20 protein-coding genes are annotated in these 23,725 nt (G+C 45.1%); 15 read left to right on the top strand and 5 right to left on the bottom strand.

Annotated elements, in window-relative coordinates; translation table 11 throughout:
* Window positions 1–114: 114 nt before the first annotated feature.
* The 9 genes from typA (at window position 115) to PO830_RS13465 (ending at window position 10,787) form a co-directional block, all read left to right on the top strand.
* Window positions 115–1,905 (top strand): translational GTPase TypA, encoded by a 1,791-nt coding sequence (gene typA, locus PO830_RS13505; protein WP_272854106.1) that lies wholly within the window; start codon window positions 115–117, stop codon window positions 1,903–1,905.
* Between the two features lie 67 nt (window positions 1,906–1,972).
* The gene (locus PO830_RS13500) at window positions 1,973–2,167 is read left to right on the top strand and encodes a hypothetical protein (RefSeq protein WP_272854105.1); all 195 of its coding nucleotides are present in this window, start codon (window positions 1,973–1,975) and stop codon (window positions 2,165–2,167) included.
* Entirely contained in the window at window positions 2,154–3,560 is a 1,407-nt protein-coding gene (locus PO830_RS13495; RefSeq protein WP_272854104.1) for a class I SAM-dependent methyltransferase, read from the top strand. Before PO830_RS13500 ends, PO830_RS13495 begins: the two co-directional genes overlap by 14 nt.
* Entirely contained in the window at window positions 3,557–5,044 is a 1,488-nt protein-coding gene (locus tag PO830_RS13490) for a hypothetical protein (RefSeq protein ID WP_272854103.1), read from the top strand. The genes PO830_RS13495 and PO830_RS13490 overlap by 4 nt, the downstream gene beginning before the upstream one ends.
* A gap of 132 nt (window positions 5,045–5,176) precedes the next feature.
* Window positions 5,177–6,178, top strand: coding sequence for a GNAT family N-acetyltransferase (locus tag PO830_RS13485; RefSeq protein WP_272854102.1), 1,002 nt, complete (start codon window positions 5,177–5,179; stop codon window positions 6,176–6,178).
* A complete protein-coding gene (locus PO830_RS13480; protein WP_272854101.1) occupies window positions 6,175–7,278 on the top strand; it encodes a DegT/DnrJ/EryC1/StrS family aminotransferase in 1,104 nt (367 codons plus the stop codon). Before PO830_RS13485 ends, PO830_RS13480 begins: the two co-directional genes overlap by 4 nt.
* Complete coding sequence (locus PO830_RS13475; RefSeq protein ID WP_272854100.1) at window positions 7,275–8,576, top strand: O-antigen translocase; 1,302 nt, start codon at window positions 7,275–7,277, stop codon at window positions 8,574–8,576. The genes PO830_RS13480 and PO830_RS13475 overlap by 4 nt, the downstream gene beginning before the upstream one ends.
* Window positions 8,554–10,044 carry an oligosaccharide flippase family protein gene (locus PO830_RS13470; RefSeq protein WP_272854099.1) on the top strand — a complete coding sequence of 497 codons (1,491 nt, stop codon included), beginning with the start codon at window positions 8,554–8,556 and terminating at the stop codon, window positions 10,042–10,044. Before PO830_RS13475 ends, PO830_RS13470 begins: the two co-directional genes overlap by 23 nt.
* Window positions 10,044–10,787 (top strand): acyltransferase, encoded by a 744-nt coding sequence (locus PO830_RS13465; RefSeq protein WP_272854098.1) that lies wholly within the window; start codon window positions 10,044–10,046, stop codon window positions 10,785–10,787. The genes PO830_RS13470 and PO830_RS13465 overlap by 1 nt, the downstream gene beginning before the upstream one ends.
* Here the strand turns inward: PO830_RS13465 and PO830_RS13460 are convergent.
* Entirely contained in the window at window positions 10,776–11,921 is a 1,146-nt protein-coding gene (locus PO830_RS13460; protein WP_272854097.1) for a glycosyltransferase, read from the bottom strand. The genes PO830_RS13465 and PO830_RS13460 overlap by 12 nt on opposite strands.
* 45 nt (window positions 11,922–11,966) lie before the next feature.
* Between PO830_RS13460 and PO830_RS13455 the strand changes: the two genes are divergently transcribed.
* Window positions 11,967–13,088, top strand: coding sequence for a glycosyltransferase (locus PO830_RS13455; RefSeq protein WP_272854096.1), 1,122 nt, complete (start codon window positions 11,967–11,969; stop codon window positions 13,086–13,088).
* On the top strand, window positions 13,069–13,482 hold the full coding sequence (locus tag PO830_RS13450; RefSeq protein WP_272854095.1) for a sugar 3,4-ketoisomerase: 414 nt from the start codon (window positions 13,069–13,071) through the stop codon (window positions 13,480–13,482). The genes PO830_RS13455 and PO830_RS13450 overlap by 20 nt, the downstream gene beginning before the upstream one ends.
* Here PO830_RS13450 and PO830_RS13445 read toward each other — a convergent pair.
* Complete coding sequence (locus PO830_RS13445; protein ID WP_272854094.1) at window positions 13,465–14,397, bottom strand: glycosyltransferase family 2 protein; 933 nt, start codon at window positions 14,395–14,397, stop codon at window positions 13,465–13,467. The genes PO830_RS13450 and PO830_RS13445 overlap by 18 nt on opposite strands.
* The gene (locus tag PO830_RS13440; RefSeq protein ID WP_272854093.1) at window positions 14,390–15,280 is read right to left on the bottom strand and encodes a glycosyltransferase family 2 protein; all 891 of its coding nucleotides are present in this window, start codon (window positions 15,278–15,280) and stop codon (window positions 14,390–14,392) included. Before PO830_RS13440 ends, PO830_RS13445 begins: the two co-directional genes overlap by 8 nt.
* A gap of 77 nt (window positions 15,281–15,357) precedes the next feature.
* On the opposite strand from PO830_RS13440, the gene PO830_RS13435 reads away from it, so the two are divergent.
* On the top strand, window positions 15,358–17,004 hold the full coding sequence (locus tag PO830_RS13435; RefSeq protein WP_272854092.1) for a S8 family peptidase: 1,647 nt from the start codon (window positions 15,358–15,360) through the stop codon (window positions 17,002–17,004).
* On the opposite strand, the gene PO830_RS13430 is transcribed toward PO830_RS13435, so the two are convergent.
* Complete coding sequence (locus PO830_RS13430) at window positions 17,001–17,687, bottom strand: cell division ATP-binding protein FtsE (RefSeq protein WP_272854091.1); 687 nt, start codon at window positions 17,685–17,687, stop codon at window positions 17,001–17,003. The two genes, PO830_RS13435 and PO830_RS13430, sit on opposite strands and share 4 nt — an antisense overlap.
* 35 nt (window positions 17,688–17,722) lie before the next feature.
* Entirely contained in the window at window positions 17,723–18,190 is a 468-nt protein-coding gene (locus PO830_RS13425; RefSeq protein ID WP_272854090.1) for a tail fiber protein, read from the bottom strand.
* 167 nt (window positions 18,191–18,357) lie between these two features.
* Here PO830_RS13425 and PO830_RS13420 point away from each other — a divergent pair, with 167 nt between their 5' ends.
* The 3 genes from PO830_RS13420 (at window position 18,358) to PO830_RS13410 (ending at window position 23,674) form a co-directional block, all read left to right on the top strand.
* A complete protein-coding gene (locus tag PO830_RS13420; RefSeq protein WP_272854089.1) occupies window positions 18,358–21,378 on the top strand; it encodes a tetratricopeptide repeat protein in 3,021 nt (1,006 codons plus the stop codon).
* A gap of 15 nt (window positions 21,379–21,393) precedes the next feature.
* Window positions 21,394–23,169 carry a TonB-dependent receptor gene (locus PO830_RS13415; protein WP_272854088.1) on the top strand — a complete coding sequence of 592 codons (1,776 nt, stop codon included), beginning with the start codon at window positions 21,394–21,396 and terminating at the stop codon, window positions 23,167–23,169.
* Between the two features lie 100 nt (window positions 23,170–23,269).
* Complete coding sequence (locus PO830_RS13410) at window positions 23,270–23,674, top strand: VOC family protein (RefSeq protein ID WP_272854087.1); 405 nt, start codon at window positions 23,270–23,272, stop codon at window positions 23,672–23,674.
* The last annotated feature ends 51 nt before the right edge of the window (window positions 23,675–23,725 follow it).

Here is a 23,725-nt window from a genome sequence, read left to right as displayed (position 1 = left end):
TTCTTTTTCTTTACAAAGATATAGTGCAATTCTAGGCTATTTGTGAAGAATATATAGTACTTTTGCGCGCCCGAAAGAACCAACGGGTTTTTAAACTTTTTTCAAAGGAATCGCATGGATATCAAAAATATAGCTATCATCGCCCACGTTGACCACGGAAAGACCACCTTGGTGGATAAAATTCTTCACCACTGTCGCTTGTTCCGTGACAATGAAACGACTGGCGAACTCATCCTCGATAATAACGATCTGGAACGGGAACGTGGTATTACCATTACCTCGAAGAACGTATCGGTTACGTATAAAGATACCAAGATCAATATTATCGATACGCCCGGTCACGCCGATTTCGGTGGAGAAGTAGAACGCGTTTTGAACATGGCAGATGGCGTACTGCTTTTGGTGGATGCTTTTGAAGGACCCATGCCGCAAACGCGATTCGTATTGCAGAAAGCCTTGGATCTTGGAAAGAAGCCTTGTCTGGTTGTCAATAAAGTAGACAAAGAAAACTGTATGCCTGATGAAGTGCACGAAGCGGTGTTCGATCTGATGTTCGAATTGGGTGCCGAAGAGTGGCAACTTGATTTTCCTACCGTTTACGGTTCTGCCAAAAATAATTGGATGAGCGATGATTGGCAGCAGGAAACCGATAACATTGAACCGTTGCTTGATATGGTGTTAGAGCATATTCCGAGTCCGAAGATTTCCGAAGGAACCACGCAGATGTTGATCACTTCCTTAGACTTCTCTTCCTACACGGGGCGTATTGCGATTGGCCGACTCCAACGCGGATCACTAAAAGAAAATCAGCAAATCTCTCTGGTAAAGCGCAATGGTTCTATCGTTAAGTCGAAGATCAAGGAAGTACATACTTTTGAAGGACTGGGTAGAAAAAAAGTGGCCGAAGTACAGGCCGGAGATATCTGTGCCGTAGTAGGTTTGGAGAATTTTGAAATAGGCGACACCATTGCAGATGTAGAACAGCCGGAAGCCTTGCAAACCATCGCGATCGACGAGCCTACCATGAGCATGTTGTTCACGATCAACGATTCTCCCTTCTTCGGAAAGGATGGAAAATTCGTGACCTCTCGTCATGTGAAAGAACGTTTGGAGCGTGAATTAGAGAAGAACCTGGCCTTGCGTGTGGAGGAAACCGATAGCGCCGATAAATTTATGGTCTTCGGAAGAGGGGTATTGCACCTTTCCGTGCTCATTGAAACCATGCGTCGCGAAGGCTATGAATTACAAATTGGGCAACCGCAAGTAATTCTGAAGCAAATCGACGGCGTTACCTGCGAACCTGTTGAACAACTTACCATCGATTTACCCGAAGCGGTAAGCGGTCGTGCTATTGACATGGTCACCATCCGCAAAGGAGAAATGAAAACTATGGAGGCCAAAGGCGATCGGATGGTGTGTACCTTCGAAATCCCATCTCGTGGGATCATCGGATTGCGAAACCAACTGCTTACCGCGACGGCGGGGGAGGCGATTATGACCCATCGCTTTTTAGAGTATCAACCAGTAAAGGGAGGGATTCCCGAACGTCAAAATGGAAGCATGGTATCTATGGAAAAAGGTACTGCCATTCCATATTCTATTGATAAACTCCAGGAACGCGGACGCTTCTTTATCGATCCGGGAGAAGAAATCTACGAAGGACAGGTTATTGGTGAGAATTCTCGCCAGGACGATATGGTGGTAAACGTTACAAAAACCAAGAAGCTCACCAACGTACGTTCGGCCGGGGCAGACGATAAAGCGCGAATTGTGCCAGCGATTAAATTTTCACTGGAAGAAGCCCTGGAATATATTCAGAAAGATGAATATGTGGAAGTAACTCCTAATCACCTTCGTTTACGTAAAATCTTATTGAAAGAAGTCGACAGAAAGCGTAGTAAATAAATAACGGTAAGGTCACATTTACGTAACATTATTCGTTTCTTTGTGGCGGTTTTGTAAATTTACCGTTATGAATTTTCTGTACTTTGATCCCGGGCTCGGGGCGATGATCGTGCAAGCGCTAGTAGCCGCGGCTGCCGGTATTCTCTTGTTTTCTAAGAATGTGATGTACAAGGTGAAGTCGATTTTAGGCCTCACCAAAGACGATCCGGAGGAAGATTCTATCGATATTGAAGATGAAACCGATACGCATGACCGATCCTAATCTTCATGCACATGACGCTTCCTTCCGCGATCCTTCAGGATATGTTTTTGTAGAAGAAGGCATCGTCAAGCGACGCATCCTTCCCATTTATTTTCCGCAGTACAAGGCCCTAAAGGAACAAAGGATATACGATACCTTGATCCGGAAAGAACTGCTTATTCCGCATCAAGAAACGGAAGTTTCCGAAGCAGAGATTCTTCTAACGCCGGAACAAATTCCCTACATTACCTATCCCTACGAATGGGGCTTCGAGCAATACAAGCAAGCGGCATTGCTTACCCTCAAACTGCAGAAATATCTGTTGTCCAAAGGCTTTATTCTGAAAGATGCGTCGGCCTATAACATCACCTTTCATAAAGGTCGTGCCGTATTTATCGATACGCTTTCCTTCGATTTTTACGAAGAAAACACACCCTGGAGAGCCTACAAGCAATTTATAACCCACTTTTTAGGTCCGTTGATCCTCACCAAATATCACGGCCCGGAAATGCTAAAAATGATGCAAACCCATATTGATGGGATTCCGGTTTCCCTGATCGCTTCCTTATTGCCGGGGAAAACCAAACTGAACCCTACCCTCTATACCAACATACACCTGCTGGCCAAGATGGAAAGCAAGCATCAGGAAGACTACGAGGCCAAAACGAGCATTGCCAAACTTTCTAAGAAGGCACAAGACAATATGCTGAAAGGTTTGTTTCAGTTTATTCAGAAGTTGGCATTAAAAAAAGATACGGAGTGGGGTAATTATTACGAAAAGACAAATTACGACGCGAAGGCCTTTGAAGCTAAGAAAAAACTCGTACAGCAATGGGTGACACAACTGAAACCCGACCGACTCATTGATATGGGTGGAAATGACGGCACCTTTGCGCGCACTGTACGCGCTAAGGTAGCGCATGTCATGGTAACCGATATCGATACCAATGCTGTCGATCAGAATATGCGGCAAATGCAGAAAAATAACGAGACGAACATGCTACCTTGGGTGTGTGATGTGCTGCAACCTGCCCCGGGAATCGGTTTTCACAACACCGAACGCTCATCTATGATCGCGCGACTTCAGGCCTATCAGCCCGACGTGGTGATGGCGCTGGCTTTAATTCATCATATTACCCTTTCGGGAAATGTCCCTTTCGAGAAATCGGCTGCCTTCTTTGCCTCCTTCTCGAACACCTTACTCATTGAATTTCCGAAGCGAACCGACTCCTGGGTCACTTCTTTATTGGTGCGCAAGCGGGAATTTAAAGGGCATTTCGATCACTACAATCAATCCCAGTTTGAAGCTGCATACGAACGATTCTTTGAATGTGTAGAAAAACAACCCATCGCCGGGACAGAGCGGGTGCTCTACCATTTCAAGCGAAAGGATTCAGTGAAACCAAAGGCATGAGTATAGCATCGTCAAACGCATGGTACCGGAAACCCACCACGGCAATTCTTGCTGCTGTAGCGGCAGGATTGTATCCTATTTTGTTCTACTATAGTACCAACTGGGCGCTGGTCAACAGTTGGGAGCACCTGGGGTACTTTCTGGGTGTGTTCATAGGTGTTCCGCTGTTATTGCTTTCCCTGGCGCAATGGGTGTCCAATCGGTTTCTTCCTGCCAACTGGGCGCGCTTGGTATTACCTTTTTTAAATATGCTGGTGTTTTTGTGGCTTTTGATGATTTGTCTATACGCAGGAGTAGAGAAAAAGATTGCCTTGGGAATCATAGTGATCGCAGGCCTTGCTGCATTTTTGCTGAAGCATCACTTCAAAAAGATCGTGGGTATTCAATTTATTTTAGCGGGAATCGGACTCATAACCTTGGTTCCTGAAGTGCTAAAACACAAGAACTTCGCCACCGATTGGTTGTCTCAGCCTGATGCGATTGAGGAAACTATGTTAACGCATACTCCCAACATTTACTTTATTCAGCCGGATGGTTATGTAAATCCTTCTGAATTACGCCGTGGTTATTACGATGCGGACCCTTCGGAAATGACCTCGTATTTTGCTTCCAAAAGCATGAAGTACTACCCCAATTTCCGAAGCAATTATCCCTCCACGCTCACATCGAATACCTCTATGTTCGCCATGAAGCACCATTATTACAACCGTGGGGAAAGCTTTAACGAAGGGGTGCATTTGAGAGACCTCGTTGTCACCGACAATGCTGTGCTGCGAATTTTAAAAAACAATAATTACGAGACCCATTTGCTGCTGGAACGCCCTTATTTGCTGCTGAATCGCCCTACCTTAGGATACGACCATTGTAACTTTGATTACAACGATATCTCGTATGTAGGAACTGGTCTCGGAAAGCGACGGGAATTGACGGTGCCCCTACTGAAATGGATGGATACCAGGCAAGAGGACCAACCCCAATTTTTCTTTATTGAAATTTTTGACCCGGGACATATTGCTACTGCTCAAGAAGCCTCTGAAGGAATCACAAAAGAAAAGGAGAAATGGTTTGTAAAACTGGCAGATGCCAACGAGAAGCTTAAAGAAATCGTGTCCCTCATTCTGGATAAAGATCCTCAGGCGCTTATTATTATTTCTGCCGATCATGGCGGTTTTGTAGGCATGGAATACACGCGACAGATCTATCGCAAAACGCAAGACCGCGACTTAATATACTCCATGTTTAGTAGTCTGCTGGCCATTCACTGGCCTGATGCGATCGAACCCAAATGGGACGGGGAGTTTCGCTCTTCAGTGAACCTGTTTCGAATTATTTTTGCGGAACTCTCAGAAAACCCTGCCTTGATCGAACAGCTCCAACCCGATAGAAGCTTTGTAATTCTGAACGAAGGAGCGCCTAACGGTTGTTATACCTATATCGATGAAAAGGGAGCGATCACATTAGAAGCTGTTACTAACGACGAATAATGTGCTTCGGAATATCTCTATAAGTGGTCTGATATTACAAAAGCGAGCAGTGCGCGTGCTATATTTTGAAGTGGTTCTCTGTATATAAGTAAAAATAATTTTAGCTTTACAACTACTAATCGATCGTATTCCGTGGGCCAACCTGAAGAAGACATCCTCTCTCAATTTCAAGTGATTCGCTATCAGCCGAAGCTTTCAGACGATTGGAACGACTTTATTGGAACCGCTAAAAACGCCACTTTTCTCTTCCATCGAAATTTTATGGATTATCACAGCCATCGGTTTGAAGACTTTTCGCTGTGCATCTATCGTAAAGGCAGCCTGTTTGCAGTTGTTCCCGCACACCAAGAGGGTCATGAACTCTATTCGCATCTCGGACTTACCTACGGGGGCATGGTGTTGCAAGAGCAGGCAAAACTCTTTGACGTCTGGGAAGCGGTGCAAGCGATGCTTCATTTTCTTCACAACCACGGCATCACTCATTGGTCTGTTAAACTTCCGCCCACATTCTATCATAGCCTTCCCAGCGATGAATTAGAGTATATTCTGTATCGTGCCGGAGCCGAATTGACCAAGAAAGACGTGCTGATGGTCATCGATTATCAACATCAGCTGCCCTTTCAGAAGAACCGAAGAGAAGGCTTGAACAAAGCAAAACGCAATGAATTAACGGTACGGGTAGATCAAAACTTTGAAGGCTTTTGGAACGAAGTACTCATCCCCAACCTCAAAAGAAAACATGAGGTAACACCCGTCCATAGTCTGGATGAAATTCGCTTATTAGCGCATCGCTTTCCCAATAATATCAAACAAGTAAGCGTTTATAAAGGGGATGAACTGGTGGCAGGAACTACGGTGTTCCTGACCAAAACCACCGTCCATCCACAGTATGTTTCCGGAAAGGCCAGTAAAAATGCCTACGGAAGTCTCGATTTGGCGTATGATTTCTGTATCAATCATTGGAAGGAGGGAAGACGCTATTTCGATTTTAATATTTCTAGCGAAAACGACGGAAAGGCACTGAATACCGGTCTCATCTTTTGGAAAGAAACCTGTGGTGCCCGAAGTTTCACCGCAGATAATTACCGCATTGCAACAAACAAATACGACCAACTAAAGCCCGTCACTACGTGATTCCGTTTCTCGATCTTAAGAAATTAAACCAGCCCTTCGAAGCCGCTTTTCAAAAGAAGTTTCGAAGCTTTTTAGATTCAGGATACTATATTCTGGGAACGGCCGTGAACGACTTTGAAACCGACTACGCTGCGTACTGCGGAACTAAGTTTGCCATCGGTACGGGCAACGGACTGGAAGCCTTGCGTCTCATCTTAGAAGGATATAAAGTGTTGGGCAGGCTGTCGGAAGGTGATGAGGTGATTGTTGCATCCAATACGTACATCGCCACCATTTTAGCCATTCAACAGGCGGGCATGGTGCCGGTGTTGGTGGAAGCCGAAGCGACTACCTACAACTTCAACCTGGATGCGGTAGCGGCCGCAATCAACGGGAAAACAAAGGCAATTATGCCCGTGCATCTTTATGGGCAACTGGCGCCTATAGAACCCCTAAACACCCTTGCCGAAAAATTTGAGCTGTTGGTTATTGAAGATGCGGCTCAGGCACACGGAGCTAAGACTTCCGAAGGTATCAGGGCGGGAAATCTGGGGCATGCAGCGGGTTTCAGTTTTTATCCTACGAAGAATTTAGGGGCCTTGGGCGATGCCGGCGCGGTTACCACGAACGACGCCGCCCTGGCAGAAGTGATTACCCTGCTGCGCAATTACGGCGCGTCGTCGAAATACGTCAATGAGCTTCCCGGCGGGAATTCACGCTTGGACGAACTACAGGCGTATTTTTTATTAGAAAAATTGCCGTCATTAGACGCTCAAAACGAAAAGCGCCGAGTCCTCGCCAAGACCTATTTGGCCAACATGAACAATCCACTCGTAGTGCTTCCCACAGTGACCGAGTGGGAAAGGCATGTCTTTCATTTGTTCGTGGTGCGCGTGAAGGAGCGCGAACGCTTTATCCATCACTTGAAGGAAAAAGGTGTGGGCACTTTAATTCATTATCCCATACCGCCACATCGACAGCAGGCAATGCCGCAATTTCATTCGTTGACGTTTCCGGTGACGGAGAAGATACACGAAGAGGTGGTGAGTTTACCTATGAGTCCGATGCTCACCGATTCTGAAGCACAACACATTATCGAAGCAGTAAATAGCTTTACGTGAGAATTCCGAAGTTCATACAACAAAACCTCTTGCTCAAAATGACCTCCTTGAATGCGGGAGTGATTAGCATACGCCTGTTGGTTTCATTATTTATTCAACGGTTATTAGCACAGTGGGTAGGAGAAGTAGGGATCGCTCAAATTGGGTCCCTCCGTAATCTGATTCAGATGCTCACCTCCATCACTTCTCTGGGAACATTCAACGGAGTGATCAAGTATTTAGCTGAATACAAAGAAGACAAAGCCCAATTACAGAAACTATTTTCGACCACCTGGGTTTTTGTGATCTTGGGAAGTATTGGAAGTGCTATCATCTTGTATTTTGGGGCCGATTTCTTGAGCGAACGCCTGTTCTATGATAATAGACTCGCCTATGTCATCAAGTTTGTGGCGGTGATGGTACCATTTATTGCCGTGCAGCGGGTGTTCCACGGCGTGGTGAATGGCCTATCGGCCTATAAGAATTTTGCGAAAATCGATTTGATCGCTTATTTGATGACCGCGGTCCTCATGATCTTTTGTTTGCTTCAGTACAATATCGACGGCGCACTCATCGCTATTGCGCTCACGCCCATTATTCAGATTGCCGTACTGCTGTTTATTTTTCTGAAAGTATTGCGGGAGTACGTGCAGTTCTCAAAACTGCGATTGAAAGCCCCTATGGCGAAGAGTTTGTTAGCATTTTCGGCCATGTCACTTTTCTCAACGGTATTGCTAAATTATGTGGAGATCGATGTTAGAAGCATGATCGAGACTAAGATCACTCAGAACGATGCGGGGATCTGGACGGCGATGACCAATATTTCGAAAAACTATATGGTATTTTCCACTGCACTGTTCACCCTGTATGTCATTCCGAAGTTCGCCGCTATCAAATCGTCTCAAGGCTTTAAAAAAGAACTGGTGTCCATATACAAAACCTTGCTTCCATTGTTTGGGGTGGGAATGATCCTGGTGTACATTTTTCGCGAGTTTGTAGTGAGTTTAATTTACCCTGGGTTCGAGGGTCTCACCGAGTTGTTTAAGTGGCAGCTCCTAGGAGATTTCATTCGTCTCGCGTCGTTGGTGATCGTGCATCAGTTTATTGCGAAAAAGATGGTGCGAACCTTTATTTTTTCCGAAGCCTTTTCGCTGGCCGCATTCTACATACTGGCCTATACACTCACTGATGTATACGGACTGGAAGGTGTGGTAATAGCCCACTTAATTCGATATATAGCCGTCTTTTTGCTGGTTCTCTTTTTAGTCATTCGTTATTACAAACGCAAACAAGTAGATGAAGAAGCAGCACGTAGATAACGGGTTTCGAAAGGTATTAAAAGCCACCTCGCTCTTTGGCGGGGTGCAGGTAGTTAATATTCTGATCTCGTTAGCGCGCTCTAAATTTGTGGCCGTACTCATCGGTCCGTCGGGCATGGGGATCTTAGGACTTCTAAACAGTACCCTATACCTGGTGAATAGCGGCACTCAGTTGGGACTCGACAAAAGTGCCGTTAAAGAATTAAGTTACGCTAAGAAGAATGAGGGCGAGGAAGCGGTGAGTAGGCAAGCAGCCATTTTAAAACGACTCGTTTGGGGAACGATTGTGATAGGAATGCTCATTATGATTATTGGTGCCCCTTGGTTTAGCCAATGGGCGTTTGATGCAGATACCTTCACAACGCCCATTCGATGGCTGGCCCTGGCGGTACTTTTTACCCAACTAACAAAAAGTAGATTGGCCATTTTACAAGGGTTGCAAAAGCACGCGCCCTTAGCCAAGGCGAACGTCTTAGGTAATTTCATCGCGCTGGCACTTACCATTCCGTTGTATTATTTCTACGGAATTGACGCTATTGTCCCTGTTATTATCATTGCATCCGCGATTAGCCTGATCGTTACGCTGTATTTTTCTGAAAGGATTTCGCTTCCAAAGACCCGCGTGAGCAATGCCGTGGCACTACAGGAAGGAAAGGGCATGATCGGGCTGGGAGTGACCCTTAGCGTAAGCGGTCTCATTGCCTTGCTAACTACCTACTTACTTCAGATCTTCATCAGTTATCAAAGTGGTACCGCCGAAGTTGGCTTCTACAATGCCGGTATCGTAATTTTAAATACCTATGTGGGAATGGTATTCACTGCCATGGCCACCGATTACTTTCCAAGACTTTCTGCGCTTTCCGATGATATCCTTCGAATTCGTCAAACAGTATTTGAACAGGCCTATATCGCCGTTCTTTTGTTGGTTCCCATCGTGGTGGTGTTTACCGCCTTTGCTCCTTTCATCATAAACGTGTTGTACTCAGACGCCTTTGATCCTACCGCCACCTTTGTCCGGTGGGGCATACTGGCCATGCTGTTGCGAGCCGTCTCCTGGTCGATGGGGTATATCATTATCGCGAAAGGAGATTCCCGACTGTTCATCAAAACAGCGATCGGCTTTAATGCATTACTGCTTGGCTTGAACCTGCTTGGGTATTACTACTGGGGGTTTGTAGGCTTGGGCATCAGTTTTATTGTGCATTACAGCCTTCATGCCGTGGGAATGTTCCTCATCACACGTTGGCGCTATCAGTTTTATTTTCCGTCGGGTTTCTCCGGAATATTCTTCGGAAGCGTAGTGCTCTGTGTCGTGGCATTTTTAGTATCTTTCGTTGAAAACACATTTTGGCGATACTTTGCACACGTATTGTTGATCCTAATAGCTAGTGGATATTCCATCTATTTTCTGGATAGGAAGATCAAGCTGCGAACGTGGATACGATCGTACTTAGGCCGAAACAAATAATGGAAGGAATCAAAGCAATATACCGAACCTGGAAGCGGAAGTGGAACTTCTTTCGCAAGGTCAATTGGATCAAAACGTATCAGATCAATTACAAACTATTTCCGAAAAAGATTGCTCGCAAGCTTCCCGTCTATATCTACGGAAAGGTACACTTTACCTCGCTTTCCGGACGGATCACCATCGATGCTCCTATCAAAAAGGGGATGATAGGCTTCGGACAACCCTACGAGTTGGTCACCCAATCCAAAGGTACAGCAGAGATCTTTCTAAAGGGCGAATTTGTTTGTAAGGGCCATGTGCAATTCGGAAAGGACTATTTTCTACATGTTGGTGAAGGGGCTTATTTTGAAATGGGTCATCTCGCTTCTATCGCTTCCCATGGGAAAGTAATTTGTAAAGATCGAATCGTGATGGGAGCCTATGCCCGAATGGGCTCAGAATGTCAATTGATAGATACCAATTTTCATCAATTATACGACACGCAAACGAGTGAACGCTTCGCTATGACCGCGCCCATACGGTTAGGTGACTATAATTTTATCAGCAATCGGGTAACCATCATGCGCGGCACGGTAACGCCCAACCAATGTACTATTGCTTCCAACACCCTTTGTACAAAAGATTATACCGATCTCGGCGAACAGATCCTGATCGGCGGAATACCCGCTCAGTTGCTAAAACAGCATATCGCTCGCGACTGGGAGGCAGAACAGGCGCGTTTAGAGAAATATTTAATTATCTGATCGCTGTTGCCACAGCCAAAGATACCTTTCCGCCGAGCGTACATAGTGATGTTCCTGCTCTATAAATTTCCTGGCTTGTTTGGCTGTATGCTCTAATTGCTGTGGTGATGCGATAAGCTGCTGTAGGGTATCGCATAAGGCATCTACATCCGGAAGCGCGTTTACCACAACGGTATGTTCTGCTAACCCGTAATAATCGCGCCATTCGTGTTCGGCTCCGGTAAGTACCACTTTTCCTTGTGCCATGGCTTCCAACGCATTGTAGCCTTGATCGTAGGCATATACCTGGTCTAGCAAAATATGCGCTTTGCGATATTTCATAATATACTCGGTGTACGGCAGGTTTTCTACGGTAACGATTTCTATGGGAAGGTTTTTGACGCGCAAGCGATCGAGCGCAGCTTCAAAAAGATCATTTCCTTTCTTAAAATAGTTACCTCGGTTGATGCCGTGAAAAATAACAATAGGCTCTAGGGATGTAGGAAACGAAAAGGCCAATTTTTCTACGTTCACCGGGTTAGGAACCATGCCCAGATATTTTGGATGTCCTTTCCACGGAATGTGGTAATCCAAATCGGAAGCGATCACGCCATCAACCTGTTTCACAACCTTTTGATAGTGCTTTTCATGTGCTTCGGAAAGGTATTTCAAGGCGGGAGCCATCGCTTTCTCAGACACTTTGCCTTCAAAATAGGGCGTTAGTATAGAATATCTAAATTTCTTCTGAAAAGCGTATTTCACGCTGAGGTGATCGGTTCCGCAGGACAAGAGGAAGAGCGAGCGATTGTGTTCTTTAAAAAATGACACCCACGGAAGAAAATCCTTCGGTTGCATTCCCATGGGGCATTCATTGATCAGCTGCACCACATCATACCCCTTTAGGGCGGCTGCGTGCTGCTTTAATTGTTTAGACAGGTTTTTGGAGCGAAGATCTATTCCGAAGCAACGATACACGAACACCTTCCAACGATGTCCCCAGCCTTCCTGATACTTGGGAGTGAGTAAAATATCTGCAGGAAATTTTTTGAAATAATCTCCCGTAGCAACCAAACAAACTTCATGGCCCAATTCCTGTAATCCTTCCTTGAGGCTGTTATGGAGTCGGCTGTATTCCCCTATCAACAGGATCTTCATAAATACGCTATCTTTGGTCGTGCTTTGCCAAAAATACAATTATAAATGACGCCAACAGCGACTTCTAAAAAACCTGCCGTATGTCTGGTGTCTATTTCGTTGGGAACGGGTGGTTCCGATCGCAGTTGCGCGCATCTATCACAGTTGTTAGCTGCGGAAGGCTTTGAAGTGCATGTAGCGGTGTTAAACGATGACATCAAATTTGAGTATGCCGGGAGCCTCCTAAACCTCGGCGCTTATAAAAAGGGAAATGATAGTCTGCTAAAACGGTACCGACGGATGCGTATCTTGAAAGCCTATCTGAAGAACCATCAGATTTCTTTCGTTATCGATCACCGGGCGAAAAACCACTTCTATCGCGAATGGTTTTATAAAAAGTTTGTGTACCGTTCGGTGCAAACCATTTACGTGGTTCATAGTCACTTTTTGGAGACCTACTTCGGAAAAACACCAGATCGATTTAAGGCCTTGTATCAAACCAATTGGGCGACCGTAACGGTTTCCGAAGCGATCAAAGAGAGGCTTTCTGAAACCCTTCAATTACGAAACCTTCAATGCATTCCAAATGCGGTGAACCCGCATTGGAAGGTCGCCGCGAAAGAACCTGCTACAATAGACAACGCGCCGTATATTTTAGCTTATGGTCGCATGCATGATGCCGTAAAGGACTATCAATTTCTAATAGAAAGTTATGCGGCTTCGCAACTACATAAAGACGGAATTTCGCTTGTGTTGATGGGAGATGGGCCCAGTGTGCCGCAGTTGCAATTGGAGGTGGCAAAACAACAATTAAAGGATTGGATTCAGTTCTTACCGGCCATGCCCAATCCGTTTCCTATTGTTCAAAGGGCTTTGTGCGTTACGCTAACGAGTAGGTACGAAGGCTTTCCGATGGTACTTTTAGAGGCGCTTTCACTAGGCGTACCGGTGGTAAGTTTAGACATTCCATCAGGACCTTCTGAAATTATGGAACATCAAAAAAATGGCTTGTTGATTCCGAAAAGGGAAGTATCTTTATTTGCTGAAGCATTGCGACAGGTTGCCTTGAATGCATCCCTTCGCAACGCGCTTCAAAAGAATGCCGCTCCATCACTCGCTCGGTATGCACCTGAAAATGTGGCGGCGACCTGGACAAAATTACTACTACATGGACCAAACTCAGCTTGACGATTGCCAACTTATTGACATTCCGAAGATCACAGACCCCAGAGGGAACCTTTCCGTGATCGAAAAAGACGTGCTGCCGTTTGCCATACAGCGTGTTTATTATTTATATGATGTGCCTAGTGATGCCCATCGCGGCGGTCATGCGCACAAAGAACAATTAGAGTTTCTCGTGGCGCTTAGCGGAAGTTTTGAAGTAAAATTGGACGATGGGAAGACAACCAAAAAGGTGCAGTTAAATAAACCAAACAAAGGTTTGTTAATCCCTACCGGAATTTGGCGAGAGCTGGAAAATTTTTCGTCGGGTTCTGTTTGCCTGGTGGTTTCAAGCGGCGTATTTGAAGAAGGAGATTACCTTCGGGAATACAAAGAGTTTTTGTCATTTAAAGGCCGTTAATCGCAAGCCGATACTATCCAAGCCTTCTTTCATCTTAAACAAATACCGCAGATACGGACTCGGTTGCTTCAATAAGAACCGTTGCTTTTTGTTGAGGTTGTCTAAACTGATTTTCCGCGCCATATTGAGAAACCCCTCTACATCGCCGCCCATTTTTGCCAGCAAACACAGGGAATAGCGATTGAGGTCTAAAAACTTCTTTAATGCGGGATGTGTTTTTTCAGCCTCTTCATAAGCTTCAAAAGATGCCTTTTCAGCAAGTGTTTTGGTGCGCTGAGAGAGGCTATTGGCGTTGCGAATGACCGTAACGCAGATCTTCGGACTAAATACTACAGAATACTGCAGCCCAATGCGAATGAATAAATCGGTGTCCTGTCCGCTTTTTATGGAAGGATTGTATAATCCCACTGCGTCAAAAACGCGTTGGTGAAGCACACAGCTAGAACTATTCATAATGGAGTGAATATAACTCGCGCTAAAAAAATTGACCACCATGTCGTCGCTGTGTTCAATAGGAATCGAATACTCCCTCTTAAGAATGCGTCCCCGTTGGTACAATTGACTATTCGTGGCGAATACACTGTGCTGCGGATACTTTTCAATAAGACGCAGTTGTTCTTCCAAATAAGTAGGTGCCCACACATCATCGGCGTCCAATAAGGCAATATAGGGTGCGTCGGCCTTTTCAATCACAAAATTACGCGCGGCTCCGGCCCCGCGATTGGGTTCAGAAAAATAGCGAATACGTTCGTCTAGTAGATAAGATTTGATGACTGCTTCACTGCCATCGGTAGAACCGTCGTTAAGAACCACTACTTCAATGTCGGATACCGTTTGTGAAAGTACACTTTTGAGCGTGTTACCAATGTAACGCTCTTTGTTGTATACCGAAATAACCACGGAAAATTTAGGCACGCTTGATTCTTTTTAGCTTCGCATAGTGATAGAGCCGATACAGGTCGAACCAAGACATCTTGGGTTGGCTAGACAACAGGTTGCGCTCAATCGTTGATTTAAAAATACGAAAAACTGTTAAAAAAAACCAAATAAAACCGCGTTTTCTTAGCGATGTATACCCTTGTTGTAAGCGCGTGAAGTTAGTGGGAATCTTCTGAGCCGCTTCGTAATGAACCAGTGTTTCTATGGCGTTGAGGCTTTTAGATAAAAAAAGCGTATTCGTTTCGAGTCCGAAGTGACACACGGTATTATCAATATGGATCACCGAAGCATTTTGTTGTTTCAGTCGGTACGAAAACACATTGTCGAGTCCGTAGCCTTCCTGTTCAAAGTCATTGATCTTCAGAAACAGCGCTTTGGCGATGCAGAGATTTTGAGAAATAATAAAATACGGATACGCTTCGCGTTCTACTGCCTTCCGGGCTTCTCGTTGGGTTCCGAAGGTCCATCGCAACTCATGGTTTTTCTTTTTGGGGACTTCCGAATAGGAAATTCCACCGAAAATAACATCTGCATGCTTTTTATGTGCTACGGAAAGATAGCGCTCAATAAAATCAGGTTGAGAGGGAAGTACATCGGCATCCAGAAAGAGTAAGTTTTGGTGGGTGGCATGTTTGGCCAACCACTGTCTCGTTTGCGTCCGTCCGTTGTTGCTTTCTGAAACCGAGTAGCGTACAGCATATGTTTCGGCCGCCGTGGCATTTGAAGTTAAAAATTCTGTCGATCCATCTTCCCGAAGGACGACTTCAATGGGTTCTGAAAGTGCTATTACTTCCTGATACAGGCGCTGAAGCAAGGGTGCTACATCGTAATTATAAACAGGAATCAGGATAGAAAGCATGGGTCGGTTTCTAATTTCTGAGGCTAAAGATACGGAAGTCGGTTTAAGTGCCTAAAATTTTACTACCTTGAATGCGTATGAGAAAGCGTGTCTATTTTTTATTGGCCTGTTGCTTATTGTTTTGGGGATGGGTGGAAGCCCAGGAGGAAACTTGGTTTTATCTAAGAACTACCGATAGCCTTTGGCAACCTGAGGTGATCCGTAGCCAGGGGGCACTTCGCATCAAGGTGCCCGACCCACGCCTGCAAGCAACCTTAGATGCTTATAACATCCATACCTTCCGAAGAACCGCAAAGAATGCCGGCCCTAAGGCGTTACACCGCACATTTTTTGTTCGTGCGAAGGAGCAAGGGTTGCTGTCAGAATTAATAGAAAAATATCCGCAATACTTTGAATCGGGTTCACTGATTCCACTCGGGGAACGACGGATCTTTGAGCCTAACGACTACGGAAGTACCAGTATTTTAGGAGCCAATACAGGATTGAACTTCAATAATGATTACTTAGATTATCTCGGACTCCCACAAGCGTGGTACTATACCACAGGCGAAGCAGATGTGGCCGTGGGTATCGCAGATGCAGTAGTGGATACCACAAACTTAGAATTCAAAGGAAAAACCACGGTGTTTAGAAAAGCGGTTTTTGCCAATGGTCATGGATCTGGTGTGGCCGCCATAGCGGCAGCACAAGGCGATAATGGATATGGCGTACCGGGGCTTTGCTATGATTGCAGCATCTATGCGACAAATCACGGAGATTTTAGGCATTATGAGCAACTCATGGAATTGTCTAAAGCGGGCGTTCCTGTCATCAACTGTAGCTGGGTAAGTTCTATGTATCACGAGTCGGCTCAAGATTCCATCAATAAAATGTTTCGCAACGGAACCATCATCGTAGCTGGTGCTGGAAATCGCAATTGGACAAAAACACAAGGTCGAAAATTCTATTACCCTGCGTCTTATGAACATGTGATCTCGGTATCTTCGGGCATGTATAAATACGAAAGCCCTCAGGATAATATTCGTTACGAGCCTTCGGGAAATCCTTATGTTGAAAACATAAGCGGTTACGTGAGCAGAACCGCTGGGTTCATTGATCACGATATCAATAACGACCTTCAGCTGTATACCGAATCTATTGCCACGTTGAATCCAGAAGTCGATTTGTTAGCGCCTTCTGTGGGTGTCTTCAGGTTTTCAAGATTTGTGACCGATTCGATTGTAGAACAGCATACCTATCAAGGTACGTCCACTTCTGCGCCTTTTGTGACGGGTACTATCGGACTCATGTTTTCGTTAGCGCCCTGCCTTCCGGTAGACGAGGTGGAAAGCATCTTGAAAATGACGTCCACCAATATCGATCACTTAAAAGTAAATAAACCTTTCAAAGGAAATTATGGTGCCGGTATGTTGCATACCGGTCGCGCTGTGGAGATGGTCTACACCTTACTCACCCCTTCCGAAGAAACGGTTATCGAAAACCAACAGTTTTCGCGTTGGAAGTTTAAGATTACCGCGCTTTCTAAGAGGGTGCATCTGAGAAATCAGACGTTTACGGAAGCTTCACAACTTGCCTTGACCGCCCGAAAGAAAATCGTTATTGGACGAAATACGGTGCTCAGGCCTAACGCAGCGGGAAAAATACGAATTGCTATTGATCCCGAATTACAAAAGCAATGCGACCTGCGATTGCGGGATTCAAGCATCCTTACGGAAGTCCCTTAAACACTTTTTTGAACCACTTCAAAAATCTGATTTTCGTCGCACTTTAAGGTCTTTGAAGGATATTTCAGCAGTAGGGCATAATCGTGAGTGGCCATAAGGATAGTATTACCGTTCTTATTGATCTCTTGTAGTACCTCCATTACTTCAACACTCGTTTGTGGATCGAGGTTTCCCGTGGGCTCATCGGCCAGGATCAGTTCGGGATCGTTTAACAACGCTCGGGCAATTGCGATGCGCTGCTGCTCTCCTCCCGACAGTTGATAGGGAAATTTAAAGCTTTTGGTCTTCATTCCAACCTTGTCTAATACAGTTTCAATTCGGGCCGCCATCTCACTTTTGTCTTTCCAACCGGTAGCGGTAAGCACAAACTTTAGATTGTCATGAACCGTACGGTCATTCAATAGCAAAAAATCTTGAAAGACCACTCCCAATTTTCGTCTTAAAAAAGGAATTTCTTTTTCTTTTAAGGTAGCGAGATCAAAGCCTACAATGGTACCTTCACCCTTCTGAAGCGGTAAATCGCCGTATAGCGTTTTCATAAAGCTACTCTTCCCAGTACCCGTTTTACCGATGAGATAGACAAATTCGCCTTTTTCTACGGAAACAGAAACGTCGGATAGGATGAGGTTCTCACGCTGAAAAATAGAAGCGTCTTTGAGCTGCAATACGGTTTCGGAGGTCATAAATTGTTTTGATATAGAACGTACCAAAAATAGGGTTATTCCTCAAGCTTGGAAAGTTTTTCTCGCAAGGCATCAATTTCCTGCTGCTGCTCTAGAGTATACAAGGTGAGTTCTTCAATTTTTTCTAAAAGTAACAGGTTGAATTGCTTTAGCGCGATGCCTTCTTCTTCCAGTTCCCGCGCCGAAGGAACCTTTGGTAAATGCCCTTCCGAACGGATATAGGCGGCAAGCGCTTTTAAAGACAATCGTTCATAATCAGGCTTGCGTTTGCTCACTCCCGAAGTATAGGCTTCAAAAACGTAATCGGGCGCCACAGCTCCTTCCAAATCTACAAGGACTTCCCTAGTGTGGATTGTTCCTTTGACAGTTAATAAGGCATCGGGCGTGTTCGTACCTATGCCCACTTTGCCTTGATATTCTTTGATGGCCGAGCCATTATTTCGCTGCGCAGAACACTGAACCGAGATAAGCACAACCAATGATAAAAAAAGCCACTTTTTCATAGCGAAGAAATTATTATTGAAATCGAAAGGTACGAAAAAGCGACGGATGGTATCTCAGATCTGGAATTCCGTTCGAAAGCTTCCGAAGAAATATAATTAACGCCGTATTCTTGCGTTATTATCCCGAGAGTTTCTCGTATTTTTATACGCGTTTAAACCTGAATCGCATGAACAAAAACCTCATTACCTTAGCCTTTTTTGGGCTATTTTCCCTATCTACCATTGCCCAGCAGACGGCGGCCTTTACCAACGAACTCGCGCTCTATAATAAAGCCATCGAATTGTATAATAACCAACAATTCTTGGCCGCACAATCCTTATTTACGCAAGTCAAGCAATCGGCTACCGATATGACGGTAGAGGGGGATTGCGCGTACTATATTGCCAATTGTGCCGTTCGGTTCAATCAACAGAATGCCGATGCGCTCATGGAAGAATTTGTCGCCGAGTATCCCACCAGTATCAAACGCAATGACGCGTACCTTAATGTAGCTCATTATTATTTCGAGAATGGACGCTACGCCTACGCGCGTAAGTGGTATGATAAGATCGATCCTTCCGGACTCTCCCGTGCGGAACGAGAACGGTTCGATTTCAACAATGGCTATGCGTATTTTACAAGCAAACGCTACAATGAAGCCAAGAATTATTTCAATCGCGTAAGTACCTCTCAACAATACGGGTCACAAGCAAAATACTATTTAGGGTTTATCGCCTACGAAGGAGACGATTATCAGGAAGCTACGCAATTGTTTGATGAGGTTCAGGATCAAGAGCGGTATGCAGAAGGCTTAAGCTATTATCAGGCCGATATGAACTTCAAGTTGGGTAATTTTCAGAAAGCCATTGACATGGCTATGGAACAATACGACAGCAGCAACCCCAGAGAACGCAGTGAGTTGGCGAAAATAATCGGCGAAAGTCATTTTAATCTGGAACAATATTCCCAAGCCATTCCTTTTCTTCAAGAATACAAAGGGCGCCGCGGAAAATGGAACAATACCGATTACTATCAACTGGGTTATGCTTTCTATAAACAGGGAGACTTCCAGAAAGCGATCAGTGAATTCAACAAAATTATCGACGGCAATAATTCGGTAGCGCAAAATGCCTATTACCATTTGGCGGAGAGCTATTTGAAACTCGATCAGAAACAACAGGCATTGAATGCGTTTAAAAATGCTTCTGAAATGGATTTCTCTGCGGAAATAAAAGAGGATGCCTGGTTGAATTATGCCAAACTGAGCTACGATATTGGGAATAGCTATCAACCCGTTCCGCAAGTACTTCAATCGTTTATGGAGGCCTATCCCGACAATGCCAATAACGATGCGCTGGAAAGCTTGTTAATCGACAGTTATATATCTTCCAAAAACTATGCGGGCGCTATCGAATTGCTCGAAAATAATAAGCGCTTTGAAAATAAACTTGCCTATCAAAAAGTGACTTTCCTTCGTGGCATGGAACTTTATAATGAGGGGGCATATGATGAGGCGGTGACCTTGTTCGAAAAATCATTGAGCGAACCCAGAGAAGATTTATATACGGCTCGAGCCACCTATTGGAAGGCTGAAAGCGACTACCTTAAGGCTCGTTTTGAAGAGGCATTATTGGGTTATAAACAGTTTCTTCAATTGCCCAAGGCACAATCTACCCCCGAGTATTCGCATACGCACTATCATCTTGGATATACACAATTCAAACTGAAGAACTACCCAGAAGCTATTTCACATTTTAAAACGTTCACGAACACCGCTCCCCAAGGGCCTCGAAAGAATGATGCCTATGTTCGTTTGGGGGATAGTTACTTTGTTACGAGTCAGTATTGGCCTGCACTCGAGCAATACAACGCGGCCATCGAATCGGGAACTACCGATGCCGATTACGCGGCTTTTCAGAAGGCCATCAGTTATGGATTTGTCGATCGGATCGATCAAAAAGTAGACGGTTTAAAGGCCTTTGGAGGCGCCTACCCCAATTCCATTTATCGCGATGACGCCTTATATGAATTGGGCAATACCTATGTTGCGCTGGACGAGAATGCCACGGCGGTTTCCACCTATGACGCTTTAGTACGTCAGCATCCTAAAAGCAGTTATGTGTCTAAAGGGCTCTTGAAAAAAGCGCTTATCTTCGACAATACAAATCGAAGCAATGAAGCCCTACAAATCTTTAAAAAAGTAGCGGCCGATTTTCCGGGGACTTCCGAAGCGTTACAAGCGGTTTCTTCGGCCAAGATTATCTATATCGATCAAGGGCGTGTAGACGAATACGCCAATTGGGTCGCGACCCTTGATTTTGTGGAAGTAGCCGATAACGAACTGGATGACGCGGCGTATCAAGCAGCCGAGCAACCGTATTTGGAGAATAAATCGCAATTGGCAAAAAAGCGATTTGCCACCTACCTCAATGACTTCCCAAATGGGCGACACGCTTTACAAGCGCATTTCTATTTGGCGCAATTGTTATTTGCTGAAAATGCTTCCGCGGAAGCGATCCCGCATTACGAATATGTGGTGAATCAAGAACGTAGTGAGTTCACCGAACAAGCGTTGGCACGGGTGTCCGAATTGTACCTGGGCCAGAAGAACTACGAAAAATCGCTTCAATACCTGAAGCGTTTGGAAGTGGAAGCCGATTTTCCGCAGAACATCATCTTCGCTCAGACCAACAGTATGAAGGCGAGCTTCGAATTGAAACAATATCAAGAAGCCGTGCAGTATGCCGAGAAGGTTCTTGAGAATGGCAAAATAGATAATACTATTAAAAGTGATGCGCAGGTAATTATTGCACGATCGGCTATCAAAACAGGCGATGAGCCCCGCGCTAAGTCGGCGTACGCAGCGGTGAGTACCATCGCCACGGGCGCGCTGGCAGCCGAGGCCTTGTACTACGACGCCTACTTTAAACACAAAGAACAAGCCTACGAAGCTTCGAATGCTTCGGTACAACGCCTGGCAAAAGATTTTGCCGCCTACAAACGCTATGGTGCCAAAGGATTAATCTTGATGGCCAAGAACTTCTATGCCTTAGGCGACGCTTATCAGGCTACCTACATTCTAGAAAGCGTGATCACCAATTTCGCAGAATTTACCGAAGTGGTCAATGAGGCCAAAGCCGAATTGGAGGTGATCAAAGCCAACGAGGCGAAAACGAATGCTTCCGTAGAAACCGATGGAAACGACTAACCTCCTTCAAACCCAATGCTCAATCAAATTAAGTACGCAATGATGCTATACCCTCGAAACCTATTACCTTTTTTCTTGTTTCTGGTTTTTGTATGCTTCGGAACCTTCTCTGCGCTCGCTCAGGAGGAGGATGATGATCTCGATACAGAAGTTGTCACCGTGGTGAAACCGTACACACCCACCATTTCGGATGCTTTTAAAGTAAAGGAGACACCAGTATTGAATGATTCGGTGACCACCCAAAAGAAAGCCGTAGAATATTCAATTTTTTCGGTGCCTGTGGCGTCTACCTTTACCCCGGCCAAGGGAAAAGCAGAAACCGTGGAAAAGGCAAAGCCAATGAAGCTTTACGACAATTACGCCACCTTAGGCTTTGGAAATTACACCACTATACTGGGGGAATTATTCAGCAATTTCGAACTGAGCAGAACCGACCAAGCCGGATTTTTCTTTCGACACAATTCGGCGCAGGGAGACATCGACGGTGTGCTGCTGGAGAATAAATTTTACAATACGTCTTTAGATGGGTATTATAACAGCAGGCAACAAGATCTTGCATACCGCATAGAGGCAGGGGTGTCGCATGAGCTGTATAACTGGTACGGACTGCCAGACGCTAGGATTCCGTTTACGGCAGAAACCATCGCAGGCATCGAACCACAGCAAACCTATTTGGGAGCACAGGTGGGCGGAATGCTTTCCGTAGAAGATTCATTCTTTGAAAAAATGACCGCCAAGCTGCAATATGTGAGTGACGCTTTTTCTTCCTCCGAATTTCGCGTGAGCGCGCAGCCTCAATTTCAGTTTCCGTTGTCTGAATTCGAGTTGAAGATCACGGGAGAGGTCGATTACCTGACGGGCTCTTTTGAACGAAATTATGCCAATACCGAAGCACTTCCCTATGGAATACTCATTGCCGGAGTGGCTCCCGCCTGGGTTTACACTAACGACGATCTCACCGTAGCGCTTGGGGCGGCCGCTGTGGTAGGACTGGATACAGAACGCAGTGAGACAGATTTTTTTATCTATCCACGCATTCAGGCGTCCTATCGGTTGGTTGATGAGATCTTGGTGGCGTATGCCGGTGCCGATGGTGGGTTGCGACAAAATAGCTTTTATCAGTTCAAAGAAGATAATCCGTTTGTATCACCTACCTTATTCATAGCACCCACAAACGAATTGGTAGATGGTTTTGTAGGGTTGAAAGGGAAGTTATCAAATGCAGTGGGATATAATGTTCGTGGGGGCTATCGCTCGCAAGAAAATAGAGCGCTCTTTCAGCTGAACCCGTATAAAGGGTCTTCTACTTCCTTCGAAGGGTACGAAAACGGAAATTCGTTTGGAGTGGTCTATGACGACATCAATACCTTCTCACTTTTTGGAGAACTTCAGGTGCAAGTATCTAATGATTTTTCTTTGGGCGTGAACGCCGAATACCAACAATACAGTACCACCAATCAAGCCGAAGCCTGGAATTTACCCGAACTTCAAGCGACCCTGTTCTCTAACTTCAACGTCACTGAACAGATCTATGCGGGGGCTTCGATTTTCTATGTAGGACAGCGTTTTGACCTGTTCCAGGATACTACAGGAGCTTCCGGACCGCCTATGACAATTACCCTCGATGGCTACGTAGATGCCAATGCGCATGTGGGATATAAAGTGAATGACCGCCTCAATATCTTCCTCAAAGGAAGTAATCTGGTAGGCGGTAATTATCAAAAGTGGGCTCAGTTTCCGGTGCAGAGCATCCAAGGCTTGCTAGGCGCTACCTATAAATTTGATTGGTAAGGAGTTTATCAATCTGTTAAGAACAAAATAACGTTTGTTAACGGAATTTCTCTGGGCTTCAGAGTATCTTGTATCAAGACAATTTTAAAAACTAGAAGCTATGAAAGTCCAACCTTATTTAACCTTCCGCGGAAACTGTCAAGAAGCCTTGTCCTTTTATCAGGAATGCCTTGGTGGCGATATCGTCAACAAACAAACCTACGAAAAGGCACCTATGGATATCCCGGACAATTATCGTAATAAATTACAACACGCCGAATTAAAGTCGAATGGCTTTCAAATCATGGCCTATGATGCCGCACCCGATACGCCGATTAACGAAGGAAATCAAGTACAAATGAGCATCAATACGCAAAATCGCGACGAAGGACAACAGTTGTTCGAGAAGCTATCGCAAGGCGGTCAGGTATTACAGCAATATGACGAGGTGCATTGGGATGCTATGTTTGGACGTTGTAAGGACAAATATGGCGTACAGTGGATGGTAAATGCCCCGCTGAACTAATTCGTTTCCGTAAGAATTTTTATCAAGAAACATCTGTCACCGACAGATGTT

The organism is Altibacter sp. HG106 (assembly GCF_028561755.1).
In the GTDB taxonomy this organism is placed as follows: domain Bacteria; phylum Bacteroidota; class Bacteroidia; order Flavobacteriales; family Flavobacteriaceae; genus DFVG01.
Note: the sequence above shows the minus strand (reverse complement) of the source record. Positions and strands in the feature narration are given on the sequence as shown.

Coding starts and splice junctions, on each gene's coding strand:
- typA (WP_272854106.1), top strand. CDS start 115: ATGGATATCAAAAATATAGCTATCATCGCCCACGTTGACCACGGAAAG.
- PO830_RS13500 (WP_272854105.1), top strand. CDS start 1,973: ATGAATTTTCTGTACTTTGATCCCGGGCTCGGGGCGATGATCGTGCAA.
- PO830_RS13495 (WP_272854104.1), top strand. CDS start 2,154: ATGACCGATCCTAATCTTCATGCACATGACGCTTCCTTCCGCGATCCT.
- PO830_RS13490 (WP_272854103.1), top strand. CDS start 3,557: ATGAGTATAGCATCGTCAAACGCATGGTACCGGAAACCCACCACGGCA.
- PO830_RS13470 (WP_272854099.1), top strand. CDS start 8,554: ATGAAGAAGCAGCACGTAGATAACGGGTTTCGAAAGGTATTAAAAGCC.
- PO830_RS13465 (WP_272854098.1), top strand. CDS start 10,044: ATGGAAGGAATCAAAGCAATATACCGAACCTGGAAGCGGAAGTGGAAC.
- PO830_RS13460 (WP_272854097.1), bottom strand. CDS start 11,921: ATGAAGATCCTGTTGATAGGGGAATACAGCCGACTCCATAACAGCCTC.
- PO830_RS13455 (WP_272854096.1), top strand. CDS start 11,967: ATGACGCCAACAGCGACTTCTAAAAAACCTGCCGTATGTCTGGTGTCT.
- PO830_RS13450 (WP_272854095.1), top strand. CDS start 13,069: ATGGACCAAACTCAGCTTGACGATTGCCAACTTATTGACATTCCGAAG.
- PO830_RS13440 (WP_272854093.1), bottom strand. CDS start 15,280: ATGCTTTCTATCCTGATTCCTGTTTATAATTACGATGTAGCACCCTTG.
- PO830_RS13435 (WP_272854092.1), top strand. CDS start 15,358: ATGAGAAAGCGTGTCTATTTTTTATTGGCCTGTTGCTTATTGTTTTGG.
- PO830_RS13430 (WP_272854091.1), bottom strand. CDS start 17,687: ATGACCTCCGAAACCGTATTGCAGCTCAAAGACGCTTCTATTTTTCAG.
- PO830_RS13425 (WP_272854090.1), bottom strand. CDS start 18,190: ATGAAAAAGTGGCTTTTTTTATCATTGGTTGTGCTTATCTCGGTTCAG.
- PO830_RS13420 (WP_272854089.1), top strand. CDS start 18,358: ATGAACAAAAACCTCATTACCTTAGCCTTTTTTGGGCTATTTTCCCTA.
- PO830_RS13415 (WP_272854088.1), top strand. CDS start 21,394: ATGCTCAATCAAATTAAGTACGCAATGATGCTATACCCTCGAAACCTA.
- PO830_RS13410 (WP_272854087.1), top strand. CDS start 23,270: ATGAAAGTCCAACCTTATTTAACCTTCCGCGGAAACTGTCAAGAAGCC.